At 47.4% G+C, this 15,805-nt stretch carries 16 protein-coding genes and 1 riboswitch; of the genes, 2 read left to right on the top strand and 14 right to left on the bottom strand.

What is annotated here, in order from left to right:
* Positions 1-118 (bottom strand): transposase (locus ACY2VT_RS05185; RefSeq protein ID WP_461879150.1); only part of this gene is annotated, 118 nt, incomplete at its 3' end.
* 273 nt (positions 119-391) lie between these two features.
* Between ACY2VT_RS05185 and ACY2VT_RS05180 the strand changes: the two genes are divergently transcribed.
* Together ACY2VT_RS05180 and ACY2VT_RS05175 are read left to right on the top strand one after the other, a co-directional pair.
* Entirely contained in the window at positions 392-634 is a 243-nt protein-coding gene (locus ACY2VT_RS05180; RefSeq protein ID WP_461875102.1) for a type II toxin-antitoxin system Phd/YefM family antitoxin, read from the top strand.
* Positions 631-1,008, top strand: a complete 378-nt coding sequence (locus ACY2VT_RS05175) for a type II toxin-antitoxin system death-on-curing family toxin (RefSeq protein WP_461875101.1) — start codon at positions 631-633, stop codon at positions 1,006-1,008. The genes ACY2VT_RS05180 and ACY2VT_RS05175 overlap by 4 nt, the downstream gene beginning before the upstream one ends.
* 49 nt (positions 1,009-1,057) lie before the next feature.
* Here the strand turns inward: ACY2VT_RS05175 and rsmI are convergent, their stop codons facing one another.
* The 13 genes from rsmI to ACY2VT_RS05110 form a co-directional block, all read right to left on the bottom strand.
* Entirely contained in the window at positions 1,058-1,906 is an 849-nt protein-coding gene (rsmI, locus tag ACY2VT_RS05170; protein ID WP_215664022.1) for a 16S rRNA (cytidine(1402)-2'-O)-methyltransferase, read from the bottom strand.
* Between the two features lie 4 nt (positions 1,907-1,910).
* Positions 1,911-2,594, bottom strand: coding sequence for a tRNA1(Val) (adenine(37)-N6)-methyltransferase (locus ACY2VT_RS05165; RefSeq protein ID WP_461875104.1), 684 nt, complete (start codon positions 2,592-2,594; stop codon positions 1,911-1,913).
* A gap of 169 nt (positions 2,595-2,763) precedes the next feature.
* Complete coding sequence (locus ACY2VT_RS05160; protein WP_461879147.1) at positions 2,764-3,666, bottom strand: PSP1 domain-containing protein; 903 nt, start codon at positions 3,664-3,666, stop codon at positions 2,764-2,766.
* A gap of 4 nt (positions 3,667-3,670) precedes the next feature.
* Positions 3,671-4,660, bottom strand: coding sequence for a DNA polymerase III subunit delta' (holB, locus tag ACY2VT_RS05155; RefSeq protein WP_461879146.1), 990 nt, complete (start codon positions 4,658-4,660; stop codon positions 3,671-3,673).
* 46 nt (positions 4,661-4,706) lie between these two features.
* Positions 4,707-5,312 (bottom strand): nucleoside/nucleotide kinase family protein, encoded by a 606-nt coding sequence (locus ACY2VT_RS05150; protein ID WP_461879145.1) that lies wholly within the window; start codon positions 5,310-5,312, stop codon positions 4,707-4,709.
* 27 nt (positions 5,313-5,339) lie between these two features.
* Positions 5,340-6,029 carry a response regulator transcription factor gene (locus ACY2VT_RS05145; RefSeq protein ID WP_119188749.1) on the bottom strand — a complete coding sequence of 230 codons (690 nt, stop codon included), beginning with the start codon at positions 6,027-6,029 and terminating at the stop codon, positions 5,340-5,342.
* On the bottom strand, positions 6,026-7,519 hold the full coding sequence (locus ACY2VT_RS05140; protein ID WP_461879149.1) for an ATP-binding protein: 1,494 nt from the start codon (positions 7,517-7,519) through the stop codon (positions 6,026-6,028). The genes ACY2VT_RS05145 and ACY2VT_RS05140 overlap by 4 nt, the downstream gene beginning before the upstream one ends.
* A 175-nt stretch (positions 7,520-7,694) precedes the next feature.
* Positions 7,695-8,882, bottom strand: a complete 1,188-nt coding sequence (gene metK / locus ACY2VT_RS05135) for a methionine adenosyltransferase (RefSeq protein WP_461875098.1) — start codon at positions 8,880-8,882, stop codon at positions 7,695-7,697.
* Between the two features lie 104 nt (positions 8,883-8,986).
* Positions 8,987-9,099: riboswitch (SAM riboswitch) on the bottom strand.
* Between the two features lie 222 nt (positions 9,100-9,321).
* Entirely contained in the window at positions 9,322-10,950 is a 1,629-nt protein-coding gene (gene ptsP / locus ACY2VT_RS05130; protein ID WP_461878061.1) for a phosphoenolpyruvate--protein phosphotransferase, read from the bottom strand.
* A 21-nt stretch (positions 10,951-10,971) separates the two neighbouring features.
* Entirely contained in the window at positions 10,972-11,229 is a 258-nt protein-coding gene (locus tag ACY2VT_RS05125; RefSeq protein ID WP_117801790.1) for an HPr family phosphocarrier protein, read from the bottom strand.
* A 4-nt stretch (positions 11,230-11,233) separates the two neighbouring features.
* Positions 11,234-12,070, bottom strand: a complete 837-nt coding sequence (locus tag ACY2VT_RS05120) for a PRD domain-containing protein (protein ID WP_055267258.1) — start codon at positions 12,068-12,070, stop codon at positions 11,234-11,236.
* Positions 12,071-12,097: 27 nt separating this feature from the next.
* Positions 12,098-14,260 (bottom strand): PTS transporter subunit IIABC, encoded by a 2,163-nt coding sequence (locus tag ACY2VT_RS05115; RefSeq protein WP_461879144.1) that lies wholly within the window; start codon positions 14,258-14,260, stop codon positions 12,098-12,100.
* 224 nt (positions 14,261-14,484) lie between these two features.
* Positions 14,485-15,774 (bottom strand): UDP-N-acetylglucosamine 1-carboxyvinyltransferase, encoded by a 1,290-nt coding sequence (locus tag ACY2VT_RS05110; protein ID WP_461875092.1) that lies wholly within the window; start codon positions 15,772-15,774, stop codon positions 14,485-14,487.
* Positions 15,775-15,805 lie beyond the last annotated feature (31 nt).

Genomic DNA, 15,805 nt, shown 5'->3' with positions numbered 1-15,805 from the left:
CCTTCAGCCGGACATCCACACCGTTCGTTAATACTTTTCGTCTATACTTTGGGCACCATACTACATGGTACTTACAGGAATAGACGACATTATTGTTTGATTGATATGTTGTGTTCATATTTGTATTATACGACATTTTATTGATTAATACAACTGTTATTTTGTCCATCTTCAATTACTTGCGTAAATTCGATGGATGCGTCTTATATCCCCATAGCTGAAGCAAGGGGTTTTACGACGCATTGGATAACTGTGTCCTCCTCGTATTTGACGGGCCTATCATACGATAAAAACTGGCGTTGCGGCAAGCAACAAAAAATAACATAATAAATTAGGTTGTATTTATCCTAAAATTTATATATACTATAAAAAAACTTGAGGAGGTACCCAAATGACTATCGACACAAAAACCTTAATTTCCATTTCCGAAGCAAACCAGAATTTTTCCAAAGTCGCCCGCTTGGTAGACGAATGCGGTTCTGCTGTGATTCTGAAAAACAACGTTCCAAGATATCTTGTCATCGATTTCAGCAAAGCCGAGCAGGAAACTACTGCATCTGACGATGATGTTTTAAGTATCTCAAAGCGCCTGATGGAACAGAATAAAGAAGCATACGAGGTACTTGCTAAATGAAAAGACTGAGTAAAAAGCAGATTCTCATGCTGCATTCTCAGTTGATTCAGCAGACCGGTGGAAGCGACGGAGTCAGAGATTACAATCTGCTGGACTCCGCTCTCGAAACGCCTTTCCAGTCCTTCGGCGGAGAAGACTTGTACCCCACCCTGCAGGCAAAAGCCGCAAGACTTGGCTATGGTCTGATCAAAAATCATTGTATGATTGACGGCAACAAACGAATCGGGACACACGCCATGCTTGTTTTTCTTGCCTTAAATGGAATCGAGCTGAGTTATACACAGAAAGAATTATACGAAACCATTCTTAATGTCGCAGCCGGGAATATCACTTATGAAGGGTTGCTGGAATGGATTTTGGAACATCAAACTTAAATGACTGGGCATGGATATTCTGTGCCCGGTCATTTTTCTCAAATAGTATTTATGATTCTTTTCCCAGCAAATACTGATAAATATCCCTCTTCGTCACCCCGCGGTCCTTTGCCACGAGTTTCATCGCCTCTTTTCTTGCAATCCCCTGATCTTCATACCGTTTCATATGTTCTTCAATCGAAATCTCCTCAAACGCCGCCTTCGCCTCGTCCTCGATTTCTTTCTGGCTTCGGCCTTCGATCACAAGCACGCATTCCCCTTTCGGGTCTTCCTGTTCGTAGCGGGTGATGGCATCTTCGATCGTGGTCTGCCATGCCGTCTCGTGTTTCTTGGTCAGCTCACGGCAGAGTGTCAGTCTGCGGTTGCCCAACGTTTCCAGCAGTTCCCGCAGTGTTTTCAGCAGATGATGCGGCGCCTCGTATACGATCATCGTTCTCGTTTCGTTTTTCAATCTTTCCAGTGCCAGCTTATGCTCTTTCTTATCCGGCGGAAGAAATGCCTCGAAGACAAATCTTCTTGTCGAAAGTCCCGACAGTGTCAGTGCCGTCACGCACGCACACGCGCCCGGCAGGCTTGTCACTTCGATGCCTGCCTCGTACGCCATCTTCACCAGCTCCTCACCCGGATCCGAAATTCCCGGCGTTCCGGCATCCGTGATCAGCGCGATATTCGTTCCCGCCAGCAGCTTCTGTACCAGCTCGCGGCCCTTGTCGTATTTGTTGTATTCGTGATAGCTCGTCATCGGCGTATGAATCTCAAAGTGGTTCAGCAGCTTAATGCTGTTTCTCGTATCCTCTGCCGCGATCAGATCAACCTCCTGCAGAATGCGGATCGCACGGAAGGTCATGTCCTCCAGATTTCCAATTGGTGTTGCACACAAATATAATTTTCCTGCCATGTTCTTATCTCCCGTCTCCATATAATTCCCGGATGTCCTTTGTATACACGCCCGGCGTCTCATACACAATCAGCGGTTTCTCCACGGTAATCCTCGGGTTTCCGCCTTTCATCGCCTCGATCAGCACCATGTTCGGCTCCTTGTCCACAAACGGATACACGAGCTGCATCCTTTTTGGTTCCAGATGATATTTTTTCAGCGTCGAAAAAATCTCCGCCAGCCGGAACGGCCGGTGCACCAGATAGAACCGTCCTTTCGTCTTTAAAACCGCCGATGCCTCTTTCGCAATATCATCAAACGAACACAGCACCTCATGCCGCGCAATCGTCTTCGCCTCGAGCGCATTTGTCAGCCCGTGCTGCCCCGTCATGTACGGCGGATTGCACGTTACCACATCAAACACTTCTTTTCCAAACTGCTGCGATGCCGTCTTCACATCTCCCTGGAAAATCTCAACATCATTTTCCAGATGATTGTACAACACACTCCGCTGCGCCATCTCGGCACTGTATTCCTGAATTTCCAGCCCGGAAAAATGCTCTCCGTTTGTCTTCGCCTTCAGCAGAATCGGCACAATTCCCGATCCCGTGCAGAAATCCATCGCCCGCTCCCCGCGCTTCACCTTCGCGTAGGATGCCAGCAGCACCGCGTCGATGCCATAGCAGAAAAGGGATGGATTCTGTATCATCCAGTAACCGTTCTGCAGATCATCGAGCCGCTCACCCGGCTTCAAAAATTCTTCTTTTCTATCCAATGAAACTCCCTCCTCCTGCTGACCGCCCAGCGCCGTATCACATAAAAAGAAGCGTCAGTTTTACCCGGCGCTTACTTTTTTCAAAATGCATTCCAAATCAATCTTATTCCGGCTGTTTTGCCTCTTCCGAAGAAGCCTGCTCCCCGGAGCTGTTTCTGTCTTTTTTCTTCTCTTTGCCTTTTTCCTTCTTATGCTTCGGCTTGAACTTGAGCTCCTCCACCGGGTACTCCCGCATTTCCTTCTCATCGTTCACATCCACCAGCACTTTTACGAGCTGACGAAGCACATTCACACTGGAAACCTCACCTTTCATGCCGTCCGGCAGCGTTACGATATCGCCGACACCCGGCAGCTTGCGGTTCAGGTACTCGTAAGTTTCCTGTTCATTTTTCAGACAGCACATCAGTCGTCCGCAGACACCCGAAATCTTCGTCGGGTTCAGGGACAGGTTCTGCTCTTTTGCCATCTTGATCGAAACCGGCGCAAACTCGGACAGATACGTGTGGCAGCAAAGCGGTCTTCCGCAGATGCCGATTCCGCCGAGGATCTTCGTCTCATCGCGGACACCGATCTGGCGAAGCTCGATTCTCGTCTTAAAGACTGCCGCCAGATCCTTTACCAGCTCGCGGAAATCAATTCTTCCGTCGGCGGTAAAATAAAACAGCATTTTGTTATTGTCAAACGTATACTCTGCATCAATCAGCTTCATCTCCAGGTTATGTGCCCGGATCTTCTTCTGGCAGATTTCAAACGCTTCTTTTTCTTTCTTGCGGTTGTTCTCCTCCCGCGCATCATCCTTCGGCGTTGCGATGCGGATGACTTCTTTTAACGGCTGGATCACCTTGGAATCGTCAACTTCCTTTGGTCCCAGCACAACGAAACCATACTCTACGCCGCGCGCCGTCTCCACGATAACGTGGTCACCCACGCAGATGTCCAGCTCTCTCGGCGAGAAATAATATACTTTTCCTACGTTTCGAAAACGTACTCCTATAATTGTTATCATGCTATCAGTTTTCCTTCATTGTCAGGAACATAAGCTCCATGGTTAAATCAAAATTAACATTCGCATTCAGACGGGCGCGTGCCTTCTGAATCGACTCTATAATCTTCTCCAGGCCTTCGTATGAACTCTTATTTGCTCTCTCTCGGATTCCATTCAGTTCCTGCTTGAACACAAGGGAATCGACCTCTTTTGTCGCCTTAAAGAGCAGAACATCGCGGAACCACAAAGAAAAGATATCGAAATAATCATTCATATTATCTTTTTCGGCCGTCAGTTTTTTGATCGTCTCGACGATCTCATACAGCGGCATACTGTCGGCGTATTTTGCCATGCGGAGGGCATTTTCCAGCGTCTCCTCGTACTCCGGAGAACGGGCAATCCGCTCTGCTTTTCCGATGTTTCCCTGCGCCAGGGATGCATCGACCTCTGCCTGGTAATCCGGCACATGCATTTCGTTCATCAGATAGTCTTTCACAAGCTGGTCTCCCACTGGTTTTAAATTTAACTGCACACAGCGTGACGAAATCGTCGGAAGCAGCGCATCCGGGTTGTCTGCCAGAAGCATGACAACTGCGTAAGCCGGCGGCTCCTCGATCGTTTTCAGCAGTGCGTTCTGCGCCTGAAGTGTCAGCTTCTGCGCCTCGTCGATGATATAAATCTTGTACGGACTGCTGTACGGCTTGATCATCACATCGTTAATGAGCTGCTCGCGGATTTCATCGATGCTGATGGTGTTCGGCTTTTCATGCTTCACATAAATGATATCCGGATGATTCTGGCTCTGTGCCTTTTTACAGGACGGGCATTCCATACAGGGCTCGACCCCGTGCTTCTCGCACTGAAGCGTCATCGCAAACAGCGAAGCCATCATTTTCTTTCCCGATCCACTCTCTCCGCCAAAAAGATAAGCATGAGATACTTTATTCATCGAAATGGCATTCTGTAAATGCGTTATGATTTCCTGATGTCCTACAACCTTCTGAAAACCCTGCATAAAATCACCCCCTGGAGTTCTTTTGTATTTCTTATCTAATACTGCATTAAGTATAACACAACTCTTTCTGTTGTTCCACAAAATTCTGAATTTCGGAAAAACAGTCTTCCGGCGCAGAATTGTTGAAAAATCTGCGGACAATTCCAGCCTCCGCAATCTTCTCCTCCGTAAAATCCTCACAGTCCGCCAGGAATCTCCGGCACATCTCCGCGTATTTCGGCTCTGTCTGTTTTCTTTCCCGTTCCAGTGCCCGCGAAAGCCGCAGCCCGTCGTCCACCTCGATATACAGCGGAACCATCGCCTGCTCCCCGAAATATGCCTTTAATTTCAGATACGATTCCAGTGTCCCGATTCCGAGATAATCATGCTTCGCAAGATCAATCTGCCCGTCATCCGCCGTAAAATAATACCACGGCCCCTGCACCGTCGAATACATGCGCTCCTCGATAATCTTTCCGGCCTCCCGCAGTTCCGAAAGCCGTTTTTCATCCACAAAGAAATACTCTCTTCCGTCCTGCTCCCCGCTCCGGATCGGCCGTGTTGTATACAGCACAAACGGTTTTAAATCCAGCGCCGTCTCCTGGATCAGATGCTCATAAATATGATCTTTCCCTGACGCACTTTTTCCCATCAGATAGTAAATTTTTCCCATTTTTTATCTCCCCGAAACACAGATTCTTTATGCCTTAAACCGGTAACCAACGCCCCAGATCGTCTCGATATACTGCGGCTTTGCCGTATTAAACTCTATTTTTTCGCGGATCTTCTTAATATGCACCGTAACCGTCGCAATATCTCCGATCGACTCCATATCCCAGATCTCACGGAACAGCTCTTCTTTCGTGAAAACGCGGTTCGGATTCTCCGCAAGGAAGGTCAGCAGATCGAACTCTTTCGTTGTAAACTGCTTCTCCTCTCCGTTCACCCACACGCGGCGCGCGGTCTTGTCGATCTTGATGCCGCGGATCTCCACAACATCATTCTCCTTCTTGCCGTTTCCGACCAGACGGTCGTACCGTGCCAGATGCGCTTTCACACGCGCAACCAGCTCACTCGGTGAAAACGGTTTCGTCATATAGTCATCCGCACCAAGGCCCAGTCCGCGGATTTTGTCGATATCATCCTTCTTTGCCGAAACCATGATAATCGGAATATCCTTCTTCTCGCGCACCTCACGGCAGATCTCAAAGCCATCCACCTCCGGCAGCATCAGATCCAGAATCAGCAGATCAAAATCCTCTTTGATCGCCCGCACCAGACCGGTGTCCCCCTGGTTTTCAATCTCCACTTCAAAGCCCGAAAGCTCTAAATAATCCTTCTCCAGATCCGCAATGGATTCCTCATCCTCAACAATCAGTATCTTACTCATGAAACAGGTACCTCCTGGTATTTTCTTAATACAAAGTACATCGTGGTGCCCACGCCTTCTTTGCTGGTGGCCCACACTTTTCCGCCGTGGTCTTCGAGAATCTTCTTCACGATGGAAAGACCGATGCCGCTGCCGCCCCTCGTGCTGTTGCGGGACGCGTCGGTGCGGTAGAAACGGTCGAAAATCTTCGTCAGATCCTTCGTCGCAATTCCCTTTCCGTTATCCTCAATCTCCACCTGCACAAAATCTCCGACATCACGCAGACGGATGTTAATGACTTTATGGCTCTTATCCATGTATTTGATGGAATTGCTTACAATGTTATTGATGACACGCTTGATCTGCTCCGCATCTGCAATGACGATCGGGTCGTCCTCGAGATAATTAAAGTATGTCAGATCCACATGCTGCGCGTCAAGCTCCAGATTCAGTTCTTCCACACAGTCATCGAAATAATCCGCGATATGGATTTTCGAGAACGTATACGGAATGCGGTTCGTGTCAATCTTGGAATAAAACGTCAGCTCATTGATCAGACGGTCCATCTCATTCGCTTTGTTGTAAATGGTGCGGATGTAGCGGTCCATCTTCTCCGGCGTATTTGCCACGCCGTCCATGATTCCCTCGACATAACCCTTGACCGCGGTAATCGGTGTTTTCAGGTCATGCGAAATGTTGCTGATCAGCTCTTTATTCTCTTTGTCGAACTCGACCTTTTCCTCCGCCGTCTCTTTCAGCCGGATACGCATCTCCTCGAAATCTTCGCAGAGATCGTTGATCTCCTCCACGCCGCACGGCTCCACGGTAAAGTCAAGATTTCCGTCCTTGATATTCTGCGTTGCCTTTTTCAGCTGCTCCAGCGGTCCGATGACTCCGCGGTAAATCCAGAGGCTGAGGCCCAGGCTCGTGAACACCAGAATCAGCACAATCACAATGCCGAGCTCTCTTACCATGCCCGTAATCTGCGGCGCAATCTGGTCTGTCTTGGTGACGATGAACGCACTGCATTCTTTTCCGTCCGCGTTCTCATAGTCCACCTGTTTGACCATCCACTGTTTTTCATTGCGGAAATAAACACCGCCCTTCGAATTGGCCCCCGGGTCACCGTATTTCGGCAGCTCATTTTCCAGATCCTCCGATGACAGCTCCTCCGAGCCATTGTAAATGATGACGCCATCCTCGCGCACCGCGATAAACGACTGTTTCTTCTGCAGTCTTGCATTCAGAATCGAGAGATAATCCGTTTCTTCCAGCTTTGCAGTATCCGAATTTGCGGTATCCTCCACTTCGTCGTACTCTTCTGATGTCATCGCATTCAGCAGCAGAGTATTGTTCGAAATGGTTCGGTACGTTGCGTTTGCAAGACCGTATTTCTCGCCGATGATCTTTGTCTTATACCCTACAAACAAGTAAAACGTCAAGGCACACATGATAATCGGAACCAGTATGATGATGAAAAAAGAAATGATTACTCTCGTCCTTAATTTCATGCTTTTCTTCTTTTTTTCCATATAAGATCCACCTGTTTTCCAACACATATTTCGTACTTTTGCGCACAAAAAATCCCCAGTACGCAGTCTAAATTTATTATAGCACAACGCCTGAGGATTTTTCATTAACTTAGATGAATCTTTCTAAACTTTCTATAAACAGAAAAGCCTGAAATTAGAGGTATTTCTTCAGGTCTTCTACTTTATCCAGTTTCTCCCACGGCAGATCCAGATCGTTTCTTCCGAAGTGGCCGTAAGCGGATGTCTGTTTGTAGATCGGACGACGCAGATCCAGCATTTTGATGATTCCAGCCGGACGAAGATCGAAGTTCTCGCGAACGATATCTGTCAGTTTGTTGTCAGAGAGTTTTCCTGTGCCGTAGCTGTCGATCATGATGGAAGTCGGATGAGCGACACCGATTGCGTAGGAAAGCTGGACCTCGCATTTGTCGGCAAGACCTGCTGCTACGATATTCTTTGCTACGTAACGTGCTGCATAAGCTGCAGAACGGTCTACCTTTGTACAGTCTTTTCCGGAGAAAGCTCCGCCGCCGTGACGGGCATATCCGCCGTAGGTGTCTACGATGATCTTACGTCCGGTGAGACCGGAATCTCCGTGAGGTCCGCCGATTACGAAACGGCCGGTCGGGTTGATGAAGAACTTGGTGTGCTCATCTACCATGTCTGCCGGGATGATTTCGTCGAATACGTATTTTTTGATATCCTCATGGATCTGCTCCTGGGATACTTCCGGATCGTGCTGTGTGGAAAGAACAACAGCGTCAAGACGGAACGGTTTGCCGTTCTCATCGTACTCTACAGTTACCTGTGTTTTTCCGTCCGGACGAAGGTAACTTAAAGTACCGTCTTTGCGGACTTTGGTCAGCTGGCGAGCCAGTTTGTGTGCCAGATAAATCGGATATGGCATATATTCATCGGTCTCGTTGCTCGCAAATCCAAACATCATACCCTGATCTCCGGCTCCGATGGCATCGATCTCCTCGTCGCTCATGTTGTTCTCTTTTGCTTCAAGCGCTTTGTCTACACCCATGGCGATATCGGTTGACTGTTTGTCCAGTGCAACGATCACTGCGCAGGTGTCAGCGTCAAATCCGTATTTTGCACGGTCATAGCCGATTTCGCGAACGGTGTCGCGGACGATCTGCTGGATATCGATCTGTGCTTTGGATGTGATCTCACCCATTACCATCACATATCCTGTTGTGGTACAGGTTTCGCATGCTACACGGCTCATCGGATCCTGCTCAAGCAGAGCGTCCAGAATCGCGTCAGAAACGGCATCGCAGAGTTTGTCCGGATGTCCTTCGGTTACAGACTCAGAAGTAAACAGTCTTTTTTCCATTCTCGTTCTCCTTTTTCTTCTCTTCTCTTTTGATCTTCTATAAGATCTCTGAACAATAAAAAAGATCCGCAAGCGAAGCGGACCTGAATAGCAATGTTCAAATCCCCTTATTGTTCGAAAGTTTCGCTCAGGCTGGCACCTTCCCGTACAGAGCATTCTGTCTGGGGGTTGCCGTGGTTTCACAGATCCTATGTATCTCCACCACTCTGAATAAGAGAAAAGCAACTGAATTTTTGATTTTGTTTTTTGTTCCTCTGATACACTATCGCAAAATACGTCATTCGTCAAGAGGAAATAAAAGGATTTGAGACATTTTCTTACTGTTGTCCCAAACATCCTTTCTTTTTTTCTGATTTTTCGACTGTATCTTCTGTTATTTGTGAACAGATAAGAAAACTCTCCAAAACAGAGAGTTTTCTTATCTGCTGTATCGTTTTTTCTACTCTTCTGCTTTCATCTCGCGGACAATCTTCCGCAGCTTCAGAATCATGGATGGAGCAACAGAAAGCTCATCCACTCCCATTCGTACAAACTGCTCCGTCAATGTCAGGTCCGCACCGAGTTCCCCGCAGATTCCTGCCCATTTTCCGCATTTGTGCGCATTTTCCACCACCATACGAATCATTCGAAGAACCGCTTCATGGTGTGGATTGTAAAAATCATCCAGCTGCTCATTCTGACGGTCAATCGCAAGGGTATACTGGGTCAGGTCGTTCGTTCCGATGCTGAAGAAATCCACCATTTCCGCCAGACGGTCGCTAATCATCACGGCTGCCGGTGTCTCGATCATAATGCCCTGCTCCGGAATTTTATACTGCACTTCCTGCGCTTTCAGCTCTTCCTCTACCTCCGCGACAATTGCGTAGATTTTTTCTACCTCTTCTGTTGATGTGATCATCGGATACATGACAGAAAGGTTTCCGTAAACGGCTGCACGGAACAGTGCGCGAAGCTGCGCTTTAAAAATCTCCGGCTGTTTCAGACAGATCCGGATTGCACGATACCCAAGCGCCGGATTTTCTTCTTTTCCAAGATTAAAGTAATCCACCTGCTTATCGGCCCCGATATCCAGTGTACGGATAATCACTTTTTTGCCTGCCATGGTCTGCACGGCCTGTTTATAGGCCTGAAACTGTTCTTCCTCCGTTGGGAAATCATTTCTTCCAAGATAGAGGAATTCGCTTCGGAAAAGTCCGATTCCGCCGGCGTCATTTTCCATCACATAGCCAAGGTCACCAACACTGCCGATATTTGCATAGATGTTGATCTTACGGCCATCCGGCGTAACGTTTTCTTTTCCCTTCAGTTCCTCAAGAAGCTTCTGTTTTTCTGCTTCTTCCTGCATTCTTTTTTCGGTTTCTTTCTGCACGCCTTCTTCCGGTTCAAAGATAACCTGACCCGAAAAACCGTCTACAACGGCCGTCATACCGGTTTTCAGACTGTTTAAATCCATCGGGACACCGATCAGTGCCGGAATATTCATCATTCGCGCAAGAATCGCAGTATGAGAGTTGGTAGATCCATGCACAGTCACAAACGCAAGTATTTTTTCTTTGTCCATCTGTACAGTTTCACTCGGACTTAAATCGTCTGCCACTATAATAGATGGTTCTATAGAGCTCAGGTCGTTATCTCCCTCACCGCTTAAATTGCGAACCAGACGTTCGGAAATATCTTTTACATCTGCGGAACGGGCCTTCATATATTCGTCATCCATAGCCGCAAACATCTCTGCAAAATTATCGCCGGTTGCTGCTGCTGCATATTCTGCATTCACCAGTTCTGTCCGGATCATGTTCTGCATCGATTCCAGATAATCTTCATCCTCCAGCATCATCTGATGAACTTCAAAGATCGCCGCACTTGCCTCTCCGACCTCCCGGACTGCCTTGTCATACAGTCTGCCAAGCTGTTTTTTCGAAACCTCCACGGCTTCTTCCACACGCTTCACTTCTGCTTCCGGATCTTCAATCCGGGCTCTTTTAACCTGATAATCATTTTTCTTCAGAACCGCAACCGGCCCCATAACAATTCCTTTATATACGGATTTTCCCTGAAAATACTGCATTTTTTATCCTCCGAGCGCTTTTTACAGATTTGCTTCGAAAAACGCTTTCAGCGTCTCAATCGCTGCATCTTCGTCCTCTCCGTTTGCTGCAACAGTTACGGTATCTCCCTGTTTTACGCCAAGTGACATCAGCATCATCAGCTGCGTCAGTTTTTTCGTTTTCCCATCTTTTGTGATGGTGCATTCCGATGCAAAATTCTTTGCCTCCTTTACCAGCATTCCTGCCGGTCTTGCGTGGATTCCCAGTTCATCTTTAATGGTATATTCAAATGATTTCATGTTTTTATTCTCCTTCTTCTCTGTCCATAATCCGTTCTATGTGCATAGCGAGATATCCAATCTCAATCTCCTCCATCGGAAGTTTCAGCCGTTTTTCCATCTCCTCACAGATTCGTTTTGCCGCCTGAAAGGCTTCCGGGAACTTTACGGACATATAGTCATTCATATTTACTTTCAGTTTTTCTCCACTGACCGCTCTTGCCACCATATAGCGGATATGGTTCATCATACGGTTATACGACAACGACATCACATCGATGGTGTGCCCGGTGATATGCTCCACCAAAGAAATACTCTCCCGGACCGCTCTTGCCACTTCCATGGCCTGTGAAACATTTTCCTCCACAATTGCCGAATGAACGTGAAGTGCAAGATAGCCGATTTCATGTTCATCAATCTCGATCTGAAGCCGTTCTTTTAAAAGCTCCCTGATACAGGAAGCAACTTTATACTCTTTGTAAAACATCACACGGATATCATCGGTGAGCGGATTGCTGATCTGCTCACCGTTCTGAATCCGCCGGACAGCAAAATCCAGGTGATCTGCCATTGGAAAGACGATGGAACGGTCAATTTTTCCAAATTCCTTTTCTGCCTCGTCAAGCACGGCACTCGCCAGCTCCAGGCTGAGCGGAGAAACGCCCTGTACAATGGTTCTGGCATTTCCTCTCTCCGTCATCTCTGTCAGGGAATAAATGCGGGCATCGTCTCCCGGCTGCACACGCTGTCCCGTTTTTTTTCCAAACGCAATTCCTTTTCCCATGACCAGATATTCCCGGTTATTTTCTTCTTCCACACCAATAAATGAATTGTGGTTCAGTGTTTTTGCTATCCTGTACATTCTTCTCACCCGTTTTTAAGGCACAGCTTACGCGAGAATCTCAATCGCAAATAAAGGATCTCCTGCTTTTACCGGTCCGTCTGTCAAAAGACGAATTCTCTGGTTCTCCTCCAGCTCTGTGCAAAGAACCGGTGACGTAACCGACGGCGCATGTGTTTTCAGATATTCCAGATCCAGCTTCAGCATCGGATCACCTTTTTTCACGGTCTGGCCGCTTTCTACCAGTGCCTCAAATCCCTCTCCGTTCAGTTTTACTGTATCAATTCCGACATGAATCAGAAGGCTGACCCCGGAATCGGTTACAAATCCAATCGCATGTTTTGTGTCAAAAACAAACGCAACTTCTCCGTCCTCCGGAGCACGCACATAAGGATCTTCCGGTGTTACAACAGCGCCGTCTCCCATCATCTTTTCCGCAAATGCTTCGTCCGGCGCAGTAGAAAGCTCGGCAGCCAGTCCGCTCATCGGACTGCAGACAGTAATGGTATCCACAACCTTCTGTTCTTTTGTTTCCTCCGCTGGCTCCACCTCTTTTTGGGCTGGTGCATTTTCTGCTTCCGCATACGTATTCGGAGCTTTTTCCAGATAATCCTCTAAATTTGATTTTATCACAGTTACATTTGGTCCGTAAATAACCTGTACGCCATTTCCTTTATGCACAACGCCAGATGCTCCTGTCGCCTTTAAAATACTATCGCTGACTCTCGCCGCATCATGAACCGTACAGCGCAGTCTTGTTGCACAGCAGTCCACATCCGAAATATTTTTCTTTCCGCCAAGACCTCTTGTGATTGCTTCACTCATGGCATCCTCCGATGCTGCCCCGTCGTTCTGCGCCTCTTTTCTGGCATTTACATCTGCTTTCGTATAAAGCTTGGTTTCTACATCATCATCCTCACGACCCGGTGTCTTAAAATCAAACTTTTTAATCATGAATTTGAAGATAAAATAGTACAGGAAGAAATAAAGAATACCGACCGGAATCACCCTCATCCAGCTTGTCTTTTCATTTCCCTGCAAAATACCGAACAGGAAGAAGTCCAGAAGTCCGCCGGAAAAGGTAAGACCTACTGCGATATTCAGGATGTGTGCGATCATATAAGCTGTTCCCGCAAGAATAACCTGCACGACAAACAATGCCGGTGCAACAAACAGGAACGAGAATTCCAGCGGTTCTGTGATACCGGTTGCCATACACGCAAGTGCTGCGGAAAGAAGCAGACCGCCTGCTGCTTTTTTCTTCTCCGGTTTCGCACAATGGTACATGGCAAGTGCTGCTCCCGGAAGTCCGAAAATCATAAAAATAAATTCTCCGGAGAAATATCTCGTTGCATCTGCACTGAAATGTGCGACATTCGCAGAATCCGCAAGCTGTGCGAAGAAAATATTCTGTCCGCCCTGCACCATCTGTCCTGCCACTTCCATGGTACCTCCGACTGCTGTCTGCCAGAAAGGCATATAGAATACGTGATGCAGACCAAATGGAATCAGTGCTCGTTTAATCAGACCGAAAATCAGCGTTCCGACATAACCGGAGCCGGTTACCAGGCCACCCAGCGCATAAATGCCGTTCTGTACAACCGGCCATACAAAATACATTAAAATTCCCACAAACATATAGACGATCGTAGAAATAATCGGTACAAAACGAGTACCTCCAAAGAAAGAAAGTGCATTCGGAAGCTGGATCCGGTAAAAACGATTATGAAGTGCAGCGACTCCAAGACCGACAATAATACCGCCAAATACACCCATCTGCAGCGACTGAATACCGCAGACAGAAGTGATGGTTCCTTCCAGAACGGATTCTGCAATTTCTCCGTTTGCCAGAATCTGACCTGTAATGGTCAGCATTGCGTTGATTGCTGTATTCATAACGAAATATGCAATAACGGCTGACAGGGCAGAAACCTCTTTTTCCTTCTTTGCCATACCAATTGCAACACCTACCGCAAAGATCAGAGGCAGGTTATCAAACACAGCACTTCCTACCTTGTTCATGATCACCAGCAGTGCATGAAGAATTGTGCCGTTGCCGAGCAAGCTTGTCAGCCCGTACGTTTCAATCGTGGTTGCATTGGTAAATGAGCTTCCGATTCCCAGCAAAAGTCCGGCTACCGGAAGGATTGCGATCGGGAGCATAAAGCTTCTTCCCACTCGCTGCAGAACACTAAAAATTTTGTCCTTCATTTTTTTACTCCTTGTGTAGTTTATACTTTTTACAAGAAGAGTTTCTGCGGTTTTGCATCTTTTTAGCCGGTCTGTACCCTTTTTCTGAAACAGAGTACAAAAAAGAGACACTAACCCACATAAACAATTCCTGTTATGTATAGTTAATGCCTCCAAAAATCGAGTTACACACTACAACTGCAGTTGAATATAACACAGATAAATCTCTTTTGTCAATGCCTTTTTTACGCTCTCAACCGGAACTTCTGAATATCCTTCGCATTGTTCACGCGCTCAATTTCAGCACCGAGTCCCCGTAGCTTTCCATCAAAATCCTCGTATCCGCGCAGAATATATACAATATCATCGACCACAGTAATCCCCTCTGCTGCAAGACCTGCGATCACAAGTGCCGCACCTGCACGAAGATCCGGTGCGGAAACCTCTGCTCCGGTAAGCTTCTCCACGCCGTCGATAATGGCTGTATTTCCCTCTACTTTGATACAGGCTCCCATGCGGGCCAGCTCATCCGCATATTTGAAGCGGTTTTCAAAAATACTCTCTGTTACAATACTTGTACCGTTTGCCAGTGCCAGTGTAACCGCAATCTGCGGCTGCATATCGGTCGGGTAGCCCGGGTACGGCTGTGTTTTTACGTGTGTTCTGCCCAGGCGTCTGCTTGCGCTCACACGGATCGCATCGTCGAATTCTTCGACATCGCAGCCAATCTCTTCCAGCTTTGCCGTCGTTGCTTCCAGATGCTTTGGAATCACGTTTTTGATCAGCACATCCCCTTTGGTGGCCGCCGCTGCAAACATATACGTACCTGCCTCAATCATATCCGGCACAACTGCGTAGCTGGTTCCATGCAGCGTGTCAACACCCTTAATACGGATGACATCTGTTCCGGCTCCTTTGATGTTTGCTCCCATACTGTTCAGGAAGTTTGCCACATCAACAACATGCGGTTCCTTCGCAGCGTTTTCAATCGTTGTATTTCCTCTCGCCATCGAAGCTGCCATCATGATATTGATGGTGGCTCCAACCGAAACCATATCCAGGAAAATGTGGCTTCCGTGCAGATCTGCCGCACTTGCCATAATTGCACCGTGGCGAATGTTTACCTCCGCACCAAGTGCGCGGAATCCCTTCAAATGCTGGTCAATCGGACGGCTTCCGATGTTGCATCCACCCGGCAGCGGAACCTCCGCTTTTTTGTATTTTCCGAGAAGGGCACCTAACAGATAATAAGACGCACGGATTTTTTTGATATATTCATAGTCAACGCTCAGATCGCCGATCGTCGATGCATTGATCCGCACGGTATGGCGGTCAATCCGATCCACGGTAGCTCCTATCTCTGCAATTGCTTCCAGAAGTACATTAATATCGCTGACATCCGGCAGATTTTCAATCAGGACCGTTTCATCGGTCATCGTTGCTGCCGTAAGAATTGCAAGCGCCGCGTTTTTTGCTCCCCCGATTTCCACTTCGCCCACAAGAGGATTTCCACCTCTGATGACATACTGTTCCATATATTCACCTCAAATTTTCTTTTTCATAACT

Source organism: Fusicatenibacter sp., from assembly GCF_050872605.1.
Lineage (GTDB): Bacteria > Bacillota > Clostridia > Lachnospirales > Lachnospiraceae > Fusicatenibacter.
The sequence above is the reverse complement of the archived record's forward strand: the minus strand, read 5'-3'. Positions and strand labels throughout refer to the sequence as shown.

Bases quoted from the DNA above. Each gene is read 5' to 3' on its own strand.
- ACY2VT_RS05175 (WP_461875101.1), top strand. From the start codon at position 631: ATGAAAAGACTGAGTAAAAAGCAGATTCTCATGCTGCATTCTCAGTTG.
- ptsP (WP_461878061.1), bottom strand. From the start codon at position 10,950: ATGCAGTATTTTCAGGGAAAATCCGTATATAAAGGAATTGTTATGGGG.
- ACY2VT_RS05120 (WP_055267258.1), bottom strand. From the start codon at position 12,070: ATGTACAGGATAGCAAAAACACTGAACCACAATTCATTTATTGGTGTG.
- ACY2VT_RS05160 (WP_461879147.1), bottom strand. From the start codon at position 3,666: ATGATAACAATTATAGGAGTACGTTTTCGAAACGTAGGAAAAGTATAT.
- ACY2VT_RS05165 (WP_461875104.1), bottom strand. From the start codon at position 2,594: ATGATACAGAATCCATCCCTTTTCTGCTATGGCATCGACGCGGTGCTG.
- ACY2VT_RS05145 (WP_119188749.1), bottom strand. From the start codon at position 6,029: ATGAGTAAGATACTGATTGTTGAGGATGAGGAATCCATTGCGGATCTG.
- ACY2VT_RS05125 (WP_117801790.1), bottom strand. From the start codon at position 11,229: ATGAAATCATTTGAATATACCATTAAAGATGAACTGGGAATCCACGCA.
- ACY2VT_RS05110 (WP_461875092.1), bottom strand. From the start codon at position 15,774: ATGGAACAGTATGTCATCAGAGGTGGAAATCCTCTTGTGGGCGAAGTG.
- ACY2VT_RS05180 (WP_461875102.1), top strand. From the start codon at position 392: ATGACTATCGACACAAAAACCTTAATTTCCATTTCCGAAGCAAACCAG.
- metK (WP_461875098.1), bottom strand. From the start codon at position 8,882: ATGGAAAAAAGACTGTTTACTTCTGAGTCTGTAACCGAAGGACATCCG.
- rsmI (WP_215664022.1), bottom strand. From the start codon at position 1,906: ATGGCAGGAAAATTATATTTGTGTGCAACACCAATTGGAAATCTGGAG.
- ACY2VT_RS05140 (WP_461879149.1), bottom strand. From the start codon at position 7,519: ATGAAATTAAGGACGAGAGTAATCATTTCTTTTTTCATCATCATACTG.
- ACY2VT_RS05115 (WP_461879144.1), bottom strand. From the start codon at position 14,260: ATGAAGGACAAAATTTTTAGTGTTCTGCAGCGAGTGGGAAGAAGCTTT.
- holB (WP_461879146.1), bottom strand. From the start codon at position 4,660: ATGCAGGGTTTTCAGAAGGTTGTAGGACATCAGGAAATCATAACGCAT.
- ACY2VT_RS05150 (WP_461879145.1), bottom strand. From the start codon at position 5,312: ATGGGAAAAATTTACTATCTGATGGGAAAAAGTGCGTCAGGGAAAGAT.